Below are 13,723 nucleotides of genomic sequence, written 5' to 3' on the forward strand. Positions count from 1 at the left end.
TAATTCATTACGGCTGAAATTCCTAATCGGAATTCACCGCAATTTTGCTATCTTTCGGCTACGCCGGAAAGAATCCTGCGGATTTTTCCGCAACGAAAACATAGCCGAGACCGTTGTAGTGCATTTGAAAACAAACAAATGAAAGTAATACATTGGACACCAAAAGAGAATAAAAGTCAGATTTTAGAAAATGGAATTCTAATTTCTGACACTTGGGTTTCCTGCTCGATTCTTACACCTTTTAAAAACCTGAATCGTTGGTGGCTTGATTTTCTATTAAATGACAAAGAATACATCGGAATCGTCTTTGAACTAAACGAATCTGACTTTCCGTTGGTTCATTCTCATTGGTGTATTGACACTTATCAAAAACACGATGACGAACTGAATACAATTGAAAAAAGGAGATATTCATTATCCGAAATATTGAGAGATAATCCTCATTCAGTTTTTAATAATCTTTCCGGTTTAATAGAAGATTATAGAAAAACAATTATTTGGCGAATAGGAAATACGGTAGACAATTCCAATTATTTAGATAAAGATGGAATTTATAAATCGGACGACAAAAAAATATTGGCATCTGGATTAAAATTGATAAAATCGAACCCTAAAAAAGCTGAAAAGGACTTTTTTGACAACCCTGATTTTATGGAATTTGTTTTCGAGGACTATGAAGTTCTGTTATTCAAAAAAATTGAGCCAAAAAGAATTGAAAAAGTGATACATTCGAATACAAATTATTCGTATAATGACTTAATGAATAAAATAAAAACGCACTACAACAATGGCCACAAGTAATTGCTTGTTCTCGCCTACTTGTGAAAATCCGTGAGGATTTCCTATTCGGTTTGTATTTGCTAAATTAGTTGCTAAAACACGCAACTGTTCATAGCCGAAACCGTTGTGCATAATGTCCCAAAACCCGCAATCTGAATTTAAAAATTGAAGAAAAGAGAAAAATTTTGGCTAATTGGAACATTAAGTTTTGTGCTGATTTTAATACTCTGGATTTTCGGAATAAGCGGACTCAGATCTGATTCAGTAACTGATATTAATATTCACGACACATATTACGTAATTGCAAACATTCATCTGATTATTCCAATGGTTACGCTGATTTTCTTTGGTGTTTACCTAATCCGAATGTTAGGTCGGAATTTTAAAAACTTGACCGCAAATCTGATTTTTATGGTTTCAGACATAACTCTGATTTTGATTTTCACATTTCTAATTTCCTTGGTAAACTCTATACGAGAAATTCCAAGCTCGACTGAATATCCACCTTTGAGTGGCGGAATTATTGAAAATGCTGGAAATGGATGGAATAATGCTTATTACATTTTATTAATCATCCAACTAATTTTAATAATTCTGCTAACAATAAGCGGAATAAAAACTGGACTGAATTACAAACGAACCGAATAAAATAACTGTGAGCAAAAACGGCTATAGTTCATTACGGCTGAAATTCCTAATCGGAATTTCAGGCCTTTTTGCTAAATTTATGGTTACGGCGGAATGATACTCGTGTACCATTCCGTAACGAAACCATAGCCCAGACCGTTGCTGAACGATACCTACGGTCGTTCAGGCCATTTCGCTAGTGCTCAATTCTCTCATGAACTTATAGGTTAGTTTCACTCGTGTCTTCCTCTCACAATTTGTGTTTGCTCGTCGAAGACAAGTCGCTGTAATTTGCTTTTATCTAACTATATTTATAAGCTAAATAATTAAACACTAACCAGCGTTACTGGTACCATCCACAACTTCGGTTATAGCAAATTGGTGCATTCCTCTCATGCCGCTTTCGCGAAAGCGTACTCGTCGGATGCAAGAATGGCTACCGTACACTCTAGAATGCTGCGCATTCTGCGTGAACTCGACATAACCTGTGCGTTTTGGCAATCATTATGAAAAAACATACTCTTATTTTACTTACTTTAGTGTTCCTTGTATGCTTTCTGTCTTGTTCAGATAAATCAAATAAATATTTCTCGCAGTTCGACCAAAAAATATGGTTGGAAAATTCCGAAGTTGGAAATGGACTCTCTCAAAATCCACGAGCAGGTATGATTGATGATTTAATTGAAAATCATCTTGAAAAAGGTATGACAAAATCTGACATTATAGAACTACTTGGAAATCCTTATAAAGACGGAATTGAACTTAGATTACCTGCCAATATAAAAGTCCCTGATTCTTTAGACATTATTTCGACAGTTGGCAAATCAAAAGAAATTAGAGAAGAAATGTTAGACCATTGGAATAATTGGTACGCTGAAAATTCTCAACCAGATACTTTAATGTTATATGCTGCTGGTTGGTCTTTAATTGATCCTAATTTTTTGGTTGTGAAGTTAGACGACAAAGAAATTGTCAATGACTTCTGGCTTGAACAACATTAACGTCAGCAACATAGAAATAAACTAAATACCAAGTGTTTTTTTGATAAGTTTCTAGCATATTTTGGATCATAAAACAATCCTGATTTCACTATAAAAAAGGCTCATTTTCTCAATCCTCACTCCTACTTTATTAGTATGGAATTCAATATATTTGGGAAAACGAATAACTAACCAAACTACAACTTCCTTACACGATAGAAAGCTAAGAATACTGCGCGAACTCTTCATTACCTGCGCGTGTTGTGTGTGATTAAGAAATGAATCAATGACGAAAAAAGAAATTAAAATCTCATCAGAGTTTAAGGCTCAAACTACCAAAGCGATAATGTCTATTATATTTTTCATTTTGACTTATGTCCTAATGTTAGTCTTGGCTGTTGGTTTAACTTCTTTATGCATCTATGGAGGTATTATGTTAATAGCTATCCGACCAATGTTCATCACAATAGCATTGGGAATTGGATTAGCAAGTTTAGGTGTGCTTGTTTTAATCTTTTTACTAAAGTTTATATTTAAATCACACAAAGTTGATCGATCTCACCTCTTCGAAATTACTAAAGAAGATGAACCTGAACTTTTTGATCTTATTAAAAATATAGTGAACCAGGTTGGTACAACATTTCCTAAAAAAGTTTATCTATCAACTGATGTGAATGCAGCAGTTTTCTATGACTCTAGTTTTTGGAGTATGTTCTTGCCTGTAAAAAAGAATCTCCAAATAGGACTGGGACTTGTGAACGTAGTATCTAAAGCAGAATTAACAGCAATTTTGAGTCATGAGTTTGGCCATTTTTCTCAAAAAACAATGAAAGTAGGAAGCTATGTTTATAATGTAAATCAAGTAATTTACAATCTACTTTACGATAATGAATCCTACGATAGGCTAATTCAAAGCTGGGCTAATGTAAGTGGCTATTTTTCAATTTTTGTTGTTTTGGCTGTAAAAATTATAGAAGGAGTTCAGTCGATTTTAAGGCTAGTTTATGAAATAGTAAACAAAAGCTATATGGGTTTGTCAAGAGAAATGGAATTTCATGCAGATGAAATTGCTGCTAGCGTAACTGGGTTTGAACCATTAAAGAATTCTTTACTTAGAATGTCAATAGCAGACCATTCTTTCAATTATGTTTTGTCCTTTTATGACGGAAAAATTAATTCAAATCAAAAAAGCGAGAATTTATATAAAGAACACTTATTTGTAATGAATTTTCTTGCTGAAGACAGTAATATAAAAATTGAAAATAGTCTCCCTAAGGTTACATATGAGGAATTAAACAAATTCAATAAATCCAAATTAGTAATTAAAGATCAATGGGCTTCACACCCAAGTACTGAAGATAGGATAGAGATGTTAGAAAAAACAGGAATGTCTTCTCAAGAGACAGAATTCATTCCTGCATCTAAGGTTTTCAAGAACATTATTAAAACTCAAAAAGAACTTACCAATAAGATTTTCAACAATGTTCAATATCAAGGAGAACCGATTTCTATTCCATTTGAAGAGTTCAAAAATGAATACAGAAATGAGTTTTCAAAAAACTCATTTTCTAAGATATACAATGGTTATTATGACAATAAGAATCCTATTCTGTTTGATATAAATGCTGCAAAATCAATTAAAGAATTAGTGGGAATAGATGAAATATTCTCTGACGACATGGTTGATTTAGTTTATACTGCAATAGCCCTACAAGATGACATTGAGACTATTAAGCAAATTGCTGAAAAAGCAATTCCAATTAAAACATTTGACTACGATGGACAAAAGTACAAACAGAAAGATAGTAAAGAACTAATAGAGAATCTTGATAAAGAACTGAAATTGATAAATGATCAAATCAAGCAAAACGACATTAGAATATTTAGCTTTTTTAAACGAATCGAACAAAAAGCTATTGACACTCCTGAATTGGAAAATCTTTATAGAGATTTTTTCGATTTTGATAAAGAATTCGGTACCAAATACGAACCTTACATAAAACTTTCAAATGAATTGCAATTTGTAGAGTTGACGACTCCTTTTGATCAGATTCGTTCAAATTTCGCAAGAATCAAACCAATTGAAGTAAAATTAAAAAATGGCATTAAAGAATTGTTATCGGACAATAGGTATCAAACAGTAATAACGAAAGAGATCAAAGATAATTTTGAATTATATCTTTCGAAACAATGGCAATATTTCGGTAATGATAAATACTTTGACAATAATCTAAAAATCATATTTACAGCAATGAATAATTATGCTTTTGTTTTATCAAGAGGGTATTTTTTATTGAAAAAGCGATTATTGGATTATCAAAAGGAAATTTTAAAAACCACACACAACAACCTGTATAGTGCATAGCACCCTACGGGATGCTACTACACCATAGCCAAAACCGTTGCTGGACGATACCTACGGTCGTTCAGGCCATTTCGCTAGCGCTCAATTCTCTCCTGAACTTATAGGTTAGAACCACGCGTGCATTTCTCTCATTCCGCTTTCACGAAAGCGCACTCGTAGGATGCAAGAATGGCTACCGTACACTTTAGAATGCTACGTACTCTGCTTGAACTTGCCATAATCGTGCGTGTTACCAACAAGCTTGAACAGTTCTTATATGTTGTTATTTAATGTAAAATAAGGTCTTTTATAGTATTTCGCGCAACCTTTCTACATTTTACACATCTTGTTAAAAATAAATATCAACTAATTATGAAAAAAATCAACATCACATCACTAATAACTTTCATAGTGCTTTCACTTTTATTATTTAATTGTGAAAACAATGATGACAACTCAGAAGTAATCAATGCAGACACGTACTCGTCCATGGATGTTTTAATACAAGCATTAAAACCAAGTGCACAAACCTTTACAATAGACCCTACAACTGATGAAACGGTAACTGGAGCAGATGGAACGATTATATCAATAAATGCAAACGCATTTACTGATGATAATAACAATCTAATAGGAACACCAGTAACAGTCAAATTAAGAGAACATTTAACTCTTGAAGATATGATATTAGCTAATGTTCAAACAAGTTCTAATAATCAAATTTTAGTGACTGGTGGAAGTTTTAGTTTGACTTTTGAAGACGAAAATGGCTCTAGTATAAATGTAAATCCTTGGGCTATTCAAGCTCAAATACCTGTACAGACAGATATAACAGGCTATGAAAACCAAATGCAATACTATAAAGGAGAATCCAGTATCGTGGATAATAGAGAAATGGTGGACTGGGAATTAGTGACAAACTCACAAGCTGATTTAGGTAATGGGATATTTTTCATTTCAGGTTTGGATCAAGGATTTGCAAATTGCGATGTTTTATATGACATGGCAGGCGACACACCAACACAGTTTGAGGTTAGCGTATCTGACGTTACAGATTATTCAGAAACTACCGTTTGGATGGTGATTGAAGATTTTCCATCTGTAATTATGATTAGCTCATTAAATGATACTAGAACAGCCCTGTCAACATACGAGAATTCAATACCAACAGGTCTAAACGCAACACTAATCGCTATAAGCGTAGATGAAGATAATTATTTAAAGTTTGGAAGTCTACCTGTTACGGTTTTAGGTGATGATGTTTTTAATATTGATTTAGATTATGGAACTACCCAAGAATTAACAACGTTAATTCAAAATATAGCTAATTAAATAAATAAAGGTGAGAATTAGATAATCATCGAATTCGGATGAATATGAAAATTTGAAATAGCAAAAAAATGGAAGTTATAAAACTTTAACTATGACTTAAGTTGTGTATTAGAAAAACCTATTGACAACACCGTGTATAGCCCATTGCTGTTGAATTCTTAATCGAAATTTAACAGCAATTTTGCTATCTTTCGGTAACGGCAGGAAAAAATTCTGCCGATTTTTCCGCAACGAAATCATAGCCGAACCGTTGCTGGACGATACCTACGGTCGTTCATGCCATTTCGCTGGCGCTCAATTCTCTCCTGAACTTATAGGTTAAAACCACGCGTGTCTTCCTCTCGCAAACTGCGTTTGCTCGTCGGAGACAAGTCGCTGTAATTTGCTTTTATCTAACTATATTTATAACCTAAACAAATAAACACTAACCAGCGTTACTGGTACCGTCCACAACTTCGGTTATAGCAAATTTGTGCATTCCTCTCATGCCGCTTTCATAAAAGCGCACTCGTCGGACGCAAAAATGGCTACCGTACACGATAGAAGGTGAAGCATTCTGCGTGAACTCGCCATAACCTGTGCGTGTTAGGTGCAATTTGAACCAAAATGTGCCGATACGGAATTAATGCATATAAACCACATTACGCTTGCTTTGAATGTAAAAAAACATTTATAAGGAAATTAATGGTTGATATTGACAGAGACTTTAAAGATTGGGAAAAGCAATCTCACAAATGTCCAGAATGCGGAGGATTGACAGCAAATATGGGGCTTGACTTTGAATCGCCTAAAAAGTCTGACTTGAAAGCGTGGAATCATATGAAAGACCTATATGAAACTGGAATCACTTTTCATTCTTGCGGTTGTACTGGACCAGGTTACATTCCAAAGGATAAATCTACTTTGATAGATTTTCTAAGTGAGAAAAAAGAAATCTACATTGAAAATTTACGTTTTTGGATGACAAGAATAGAACCAAAGACAGAAAGCGAAAAAAGTAAAGATTGGGATAAAAATTCACATTTCTTATTCAGCTTACCGAATGAGTTTAAAACTGGAACAAAAAAGAAAAGAAAAACTGACTTAAAAAAAGCGGTTGAATACTGGACTGAAAAAGTTAACTTATGAGAAGAAAATATTAAAAAAACTACTGGCAACAATGTATAACCGCAATTACAGCGGATTCGACTACGTCCGAATCCACTCGGAATTGCTAACGTCAGTGCTAAACCGAAAAACAATAACTTTAAACTCGTAACTGACGGTTATACTAGACCGTTGTAGGTAATGCCACAAAACCGCACTGATATTGAAAGAGGAACTAATTAAGAAAGCTATTTCGGAGATTGAAAATCCGACATTTGAAACTACAAAACAATATCTTGAAGTTCACTCTGTCGAATTAGAAAATAATAGACCAAAGGTAGAAAGAATTGATTTGGAATCTTTCGATACAACATATGCAGTTTATTTTCCAATTCAAGACGAATTATTCTTTTTAGTTGTTCATCTAAACAAGAAAAATGGAGAAATTAACGGAGTTGGAACTGAAAATGGACAGCGAGTTTATTTGACAGCTACTTCTGAACATTTAACACATAACGAACTTTCGGATTTGACAAAACTACGCCCATTGACAGGATGTAATAAAAATGACTTGAGAAAAAATGGAAAAAGCAAACATACTTTTAGCCGAATTTCGTTTGAACCAACTAAAAGTCAAGCTTATGAACTTGAACAGAAACTGAAAATACTGTTAAAAGAATTCGAAAAAGATAAAAATGGAATAAAAAAACTGACTGAAAAAGCGGAAACCTATATTTCTGTTTGCAGTAGTCTGTAAATCGATGGTAACAAGGGAATTGTATTCGATGCTGGAATTATCAAAAAAATGAGTGAACTAAATCTAGGAATTGGAATTGACCAATATGTTTATGGAAATGAATTAAAATCTATACTTTGAAAAAAGCACTACTTACAATAATGTATAATCACAATTGAGAAATAGAATTAAAATATCTGAAAAACTAAATCGCACGAAAGTTGAGAGAGAATTTCAATTAGTCAATTCGTTCTACTTTTCAGAAGTCAATTATGATGAAAATGGTAATTTTTTTGACCTGTATTTCCCAAAAAATGGACTGGGCATTACAGAAAAGCAAATAGAAGCCTACAATGAATTAATTGAAAACTTGAATGGCCATTTAACTAAAATTATTGAATACCTTGAAACGACTTATTCAAAAAATGAAATAAAGAAAGTCGATAAGCTTAATGAAATAAAATTAAAATTAAGTGTAGTTGAGATTATAGATAATAATAAGGACTTTGACACCGTAGTAATTAGTGAAAAGGAATACAACTATTTCGGTATTTTCAAGAAAAATATTGGAATTAGAACCGAAATTAAGAATGGTAGAATAATTTCAATGGAGAGAAAATCTGACGTATTAAAAGAAAATAAAAAAACGTTGTACGACAATGTATAACCGCAATTATGTCAAATTTGATCTCATCTAAATTTTTGCGTAATGGGAAAGATCGTGATAAAACAACATTGATAGTGCATTAAAAGGTACTTAAATAGTAGTCACAACCACCGTGCCTGATTAAACAACCGATTAAAACAAGTTATGAGATTTAAAAAATTAAAGCTTTATACCCATAAATTGGAATCAGAATTAAAATTTTACTCAGAGACATTAGGGTTTCAAATTATAGAGCAAAATACGAATTACTTTTCTGTAAAGGTCGGCTGGAGTGAGTTAGCATTTGAAAAAACAGAAAGAAAGTGTACTTACCATTATTGCTTTTTGATTCCGTCAAATAAGTTACATCAGGCTTTAAAATGGATGGAAAAAAGAACTGATATTTTGACTATTGAAAAGGGTAGAAAAACTCAAAACTTTGAAACCTGGAATGCAGACTCGTTTTACTTTTATGATGCAAGTGGTAATATAGCCGAATTCATTGCCAGACATGATTTAAATAACCATGATCTTGATGAATTTGATAGTTCTAAAGTTCTAGGCATTAATGAAATAGGAATGCCCACAACTCATATTAAAAAAACAAGTGACCAACTTAAAACTGAACTACAAACGGAAAACTGGAAAGGAGACATGGATCGATTTGGAACTAATGGTTCTCAAGAAGGCATATTCCTTTTGCCCAACTACCAGGTTAAAAATAGTTGGTTTCCAACATCCCTTAAAATTAAACCTGAATCATTTGAAGCGGTAATTGTTAACAAGGAAAAAGAATACCATCTTCAGTATAAAAACGAAAAAATAATAACAACTCCTTGCCTTTAAAAAAATGGGGTGAAAAGTCCTTCTTCAACCTTTCTCCCTTAGTTCTTTAAGCTCATTCATACATACTACACAAATTAAATTGCTTGTTATGGGTACGCTTTCGCGAAAGCTTAAATGAAAAATTCAACCATAAACTCCAGATAACTAGACACTTCCTTTAATTCACAGTACGCATATTCTTTATAGTGAGTAAAATCGACCAAAAAGTATATAACATTTGAAAATCCGTATAAGGAAATAAGACCGCTAGCACTTGACCTTTGTCGAATAATTTTCAAAACAAAAAATAGGCAAGAATGGGAACAAATCAATTCGGTAAAAAAGGGTGGACACCAGATAGAATAGGTGATTTAAAGGATAAAATATTTGTTGTTACAGGTACAACAAGTGGAACGGGCAATGAGGCAACGAGAATATTACTATCAAAAGGAGCGCAAGTGATCATGCTTAATCGCAATCTGAAGAAGGCAGATGACACTATCACGACATTGAAACAGGAATTAGGTAATGAAATTAATGTATCCAACATTCAAATGGACCTTTCAATACAAGATTCTGTTAAAAAGGCAGCTGAAGAGGTTCTAAAAACAGCACCTCAAATAGAGGCACTTATTTGTAACGCTGCCATTGCCCAAGTGCCCAAACAAACACTAACTGTAGACGGTTGGGAAAGTCAAATGGGAACCAATTACTTTGGAAATTGGACGTTACAAGCCTTATTATTTCCGCTAATTGAGAAATCTAAAGGACGCATTGTAACCGTTGGAAGCATGGGCTATGATATGGGTATCAAAACAATCAATTTTGACGATTTAAATTGGGATAAGGGTTATAATCCAAATACTGCCTACAGTCAAAGCAAATTAGCTCAAATAATGTCAATGTACGAATTACAAGATAGATTGAAAGTAGCAGGAAAAACAGATGTCAAAGCCTATGCGTGCCATCCTGGTTCTTCGAGAACCAACTTGATAAATACAAGTGGTAGTTTTATGATGAAATTCATCTTTAATCTGATGAAATTATCCCCACTAACACAATCTGCCGAGAAAGGTGCGTATCCGCAATTAATGTGTGCAACAGAACCAAATTTAGACCAAAGCGGTTTTTATGGACCAACAGGTAGAAGTAATTGGGTAGGTCCTGTAGGTGAACACCCAATAAAACCACATGCCAAAGATAAAGCTGTAGCTAAAAAGTTATGGGAGCTGTCAGAAAAGGAAACTGGTGTAAAATGGAATATCTAAATTTGTAAAATGCAACATTTTAATACATTATCCTCGTATTTAGATTATTTAGGCTTTCCAAGTCCAGAGCATCCTATGTTGTGTGTATTTAACTCAAAGGGCAATGGTTTTCCGGTTTGTTCAAAAGAAAGTTCTCCACCGATTACAAATGATTGTTACTCCATAAGTTTTAAAAAATATGTAAAAGGAGATTTGAACTATGGACGTACAAAATATGATTTTACTAATGGTGCTTTGATCTTTATTGCGCCCAGACAAGTCATGCAATGGGATAAAAATGTAGCATTTGAGCCAAATGGTTTTTCCATAAATTTTCACGAGGATTTTCTGAAAGGAACTGAACTAGCTCAACAAATAAAAAAATATGGCTTCTTTTCATATACCGTAAATGAAGCCTTGCACCTTTCACCCAAAGAAGAAAAGCAAATTGAATCTATTGTTGAGAATATTGAGATTGAGTATCAAAACAATCAAGACGAGTTTAGTAAAGAAATCATCATTTCACAATTGGACACCTTGCTTAAATACGCCAATCGTTTTTATGAAAGGCAATTTATAAATCGTAAAGAATTATCCAATAATTTGCTGGAGCAGTTTAATCATTATTTGAACTCATACTTTGAATCGGGAAAGCTACAAGAAAATGGTATTCCCAATATAGAACAGATTGCAGATAAATTGTCTGTTTCACAACGCTATTTAAGTGATACGCTTAAGAAGGAAACGGGCAAAACCACTACCGAACATTTACACCTATTTCTAATCGATGAAGCAAAAAACATTTTACTGCAACCCAACAAAACTGTATCTGAAGTGGCTTACGATTTAGGTTTTGAATATCCAGCCTATTTTTCAAGACTGTTCAAAAAGAAAGAAGGAATAAGTCCTACTGAATACAGAGAAAAATATAAACTTAATTAAACCATGGAACTATTAAAGTTAGCCACTGAATGGGCTAAAGCAGAGGTGTTTTCAACACGTTTTTTCATTCTATTTGCTATTGGTTTTTTAATTGCAAGTGTCGCTTTTTGGCAATTAGGAAAAACTGACCTAGCCAGAGCTTATATCCTTCCTTCATTAGTAGCAGGAATATTACTGCTAATAATAGGTAGCGGTCTTAACTACACCAATATACAACGAGTGAAACAGTTTGAAGAATTCTATAATTCTGATGCATCTGCTTTTTACCAGTCAGAAATAGAGCGCACTGAAAATACCTTAAAAGAATATTCAGTTGTATTTAGAGTCATTCCAATTTTAATTATCATAGCAGCATTAGTAATACTGTTTGTTAATACGCCAACTTGGAGAGCCATTAGTATTACAACAATTGCGATGCTAATAGTCATATTATTAATTGATGGCAGTGCTTATTCAAGAATTGAGTATTATAACAAAAAGTTGAAATTGTTAGATTTTGATAAGGAAATGAAAAGGTAAACTACTTATCATAATGATATGTATAAAAAGCGGTTTGAGATGAAACTCAAACCGCTTTTTTATTAAATTTAAGTATCTTTCATTCCAAATGATAGGCGCTAAAGATATAGCATCGCACTTATGTAAAACATAACTTAATGAATTGCATATCAAATTATCAAATAATAATAATTCCTTTATCAAAATAATGACCTTTACTTTTAATCATATAGCGCTTTCTGTTAAAGATGTTGATGAATCGGTTCAATTTTATCAAAGAGTACTTCAGCTTGAAGAAATTGAGAATACTGCATCTAACTCTAGCACAAGATGGCTTTCACTTAATCAAGGAAAGCAGCTTCACCTTATTCCACGTCCAAAATCTGAGATAAAATTAAATAAGGCAGTACATTTTGCTTTATCTACTCCTGACATCGAGGACGTAGTATCCAGTTTAGAAAACTTAAATATTGAATACTCTGATTGGAAGGATGTTCCTGGTAACATTTATGTACGTCAAGATGGAATTAAACAGGTTTATTTTCAAGACCCTAATGGATATTGGATTGAACTGAATAATGATGTTTAATAATAGTTCACACAGAAAAAAATTAATGGGTGAACGATATGATTTCAGATAATACAGAACCATCAAATTAATAGTAATAAAGAAAATTAAATAGCTGCCTTATCCTCTATTCTTCATAGTATTCTACATTAATTTTAAAACTACTTGAAACATTTTTAAACCTGGGATAATGAATCTAGTAAATTACATCATACTTCTATCCTTGCTAGTAGGACTATCCTCTTGTCAAAAGGAAGAGAAAATTCACCTGAACACACCTAAACTAGATGTAACTGTTACAACAGGTTTAGACGTGGATCATGTCAATATTTGGGTGAATGATCCATTAAAAGCAAAAGAAAAATTAACCGAAATTGGATTTACTTCAGTTCCAGACTCACTTTCACAAATACACGAAGGGCAAGGAACTTCAGGTAGGTATTTCTATTTTCTCAATGCATACCTCGAATTAATTTTTGTTCATGATCAAAACGAACTAGTAAAAAACAGTCAGAAAAATAAAAAACTAGATTTCGTAGAACGTGCTAGCTTTAAAGAAAATGGAGCATCTCCATTTAGTATGGCGCTAAAAATGAAAGATTATAATACCGAGAAAATACCTTTTGAAAAAGTTAGATACCATCAAGATTGGATGAAGGAAGATGCGTATATCTATGCTGCAAGCAACTCTAAGCTAAACCTAGAAGAGCCTTCTATATTTGTTGTTTATCCAGAAATTGAATCTGATAGTTTTGCGACTATGTCTGATTTGAAAAAGATTCCAGAAGAATATTCTTTTGTTAGAGATTTTTATAATCATCCCAATGGTGCGCAAAAAATAACTCGAATAAATATTACTTCTACAGACTTGAACAAGGAAACTAAAACAATGAAAGCGATTAATGGAATTGAAAACGTAACTGTTCAAAAAGGTAAGGAGCACTTAATGGAGTTATATTTTGATAATCAATTACAGAAGAAGTCGTTTGATTTAAGGCCTGAATTACCGCTAATCATCTATTTATAACTATTTAAAAAGGAGTTTAAGATCTGGCGATGAATAATGTTATAGCTACTCTCCTACTTTTAACTATCCTAATCCATTTTTAATG

At 33.0% G+C, this 13,723-nt stretch carries 14 protein-coding genes; all 14 read left to right on the forward strand.

Annotated elements, in window-relative coordinates:
- Positions 1-138: 138 nt before the first annotated feature.
- The 14 genes from BST91_RS05530 (at position 139) to BST91_RS05595 (ending at position 13,638) form a co-directional block, all read left to right on the forward strand.
- On the forward strand, positions 139-801 hold the full coding sequence (locus BST91_RS05530; protein ID WP_085774762.1) for a hypothetical protein: 663 nt from the start codon (positions 139-141) through the stop codon (positions 799-801).
- 144 nt (positions 802-945) lie between these two features.
- Positions 946-1,428, forward strand: coding sequence for a hypothetical protein (locus tag BST91_RS05535; RefSeq protein WP_085774763.1), 483 nt, complete (start codon positions 946-948; stop codon positions 1,426-1,428).
- 593 nt (positions 1,429-2,021) lie between these two features.
- Positions 2,022-2,408 (forward strand): hypothetical protein, encoded by a 387-nt coding sequence (locus tag BST91_RS05540; RefSeq protein ID WP_085774764.1) that lies wholly within the window; start codon positions 2,022-2,024, stop codon positions 2,406-2,408.
- A 265-nt stretch (positions 2,409-2,673) separates the two neighbouring features.
- Complete coding sequence (locus tag BST91_RS05545; RefSeq protein ID WP_085774765.1) at positions 2,674-4,752, forward strand: M48 family metalloprotease; 2,079 nt, start codon at positions 2,674-2,676, stop codon at positions 4,750-4,752.
- A gap of 351 nt (positions 4,753-5,103) precedes the next feature.
- Positions 5,104-6,063, forward strand: a complete 960-nt coding sequence (locus BST91_RS05550) for a hypothetical protein (RefSeq protein ID WP_085774766.1) — start codon at positions 5,104-5,106, stop codon at positions 6,061-6,063.
- Between the two features lie 684 nt (positions 6,064-6,747).
- The gene (locus BST91_RS05555; RefSeq protein ID WP_244895694.1) at positions 6,748-7,191 is read left to right on the forward strand and encodes a hypothetical protein; all 444 of its coding nucleotides are present in this window, start codon (positions 6,748-6,750) and stop codon (positions 7,189-7,191) included.
- Positions 7,192-7,372: 181 nt separating this feature from the next.
- Positions 7,373-7,906, forward strand: coding sequence for a DUF4279 domain-containing protein (locus tag BST91_RS05560; RefSeq protein ID WP_085774768.1), 534 nt, complete (start codon positions 7,373-7,375; stop codon positions 7,904-7,906).
- A gap of 154 nt (positions 7,907-8,060) precedes the next feature.
- Positions 8,061-8,552 carry a hypothetical protein gene (locus tag BST91_RS05565; protein ID WP_085774769.1) on the forward strand — a complete coding sequence of 164 codons (492 nt, stop codon included), beginning with the start codon at positions 8,061-8,063 and terminating at the stop codon, positions 8,550-8,552.
- Positions 8,553-8,696: 144 nt separating this feature from the next.
- Entirely contained in the window at positions 8,697-9,377 is a 681-nt protein-coding gene (locus BST91_RS05570; protein WP_157546901.1) for a VOC family protein, read from the forward strand.
- Between the two features lie 296 nt (positions 9,378-9,673).
- Entirely contained in the window at positions 9,674-10,624 is a 951-nt protein-coding gene (locus BST91_RS05575; RefSeq protein WP_085774771.1) for an SDR family oxidoreductase, read from the forward strand.
- Positions 10,625-10,633: 9 nt separating this feature from the next.
- Entirely contained in the window at positions 10,634-11,545 is a 912-nt protein-coding gene (locus tag BST91_RS05580; protein WP_085774772.1) for a helix-turn-helix domain-containing protein, read from the forward strand.
- A gap of 3 nt (positions 11,546-11,548) precedes the next feature.
- A complete protein-coding gene (locus BST91_RS05585; protein WP_085774773.1) occupies positions 11,549-12,064 on the forward strand; it encodes a hypothetical protein in 516 nt (171 codons plus the stop codon).
- Between the two features lie 187 nt (positions 12,065-12,251).
- Positions 12,252-12,632, forward strand: a complete 381-nt coding sequence (locus tag BST91_RS05590; protein WP_317043074.1) for a VOC family protein — start codon at positions 12,252-12,254, stop codon at positions 12,630-12,632.
- Positions 12,633-12,801: 169 nt separating this feature from the next.
- Positions 12,802-13,638 (forward strand): VOC family protein, encoded by an 837-nt coding sequence (locus BST91_RS05595; protein WP_085774774.1) that lies wholly within the window; start codon positions 12,802-12,804, stop codon positions 13,636-13,638.
- Positions 13,639-13,723: the final 85 nt, after the last annotated feature.

The sequence above is a fragment of the Nonlabens tegetincola genome (assembly GCF_002117085.1).
Classification (GTDB): Bacteria; Bacteroidota; Bacteroidia; order Flavobacteriales; family Flavobacteriaceae; genus Nonlabens; species Nonlabens tegetincola.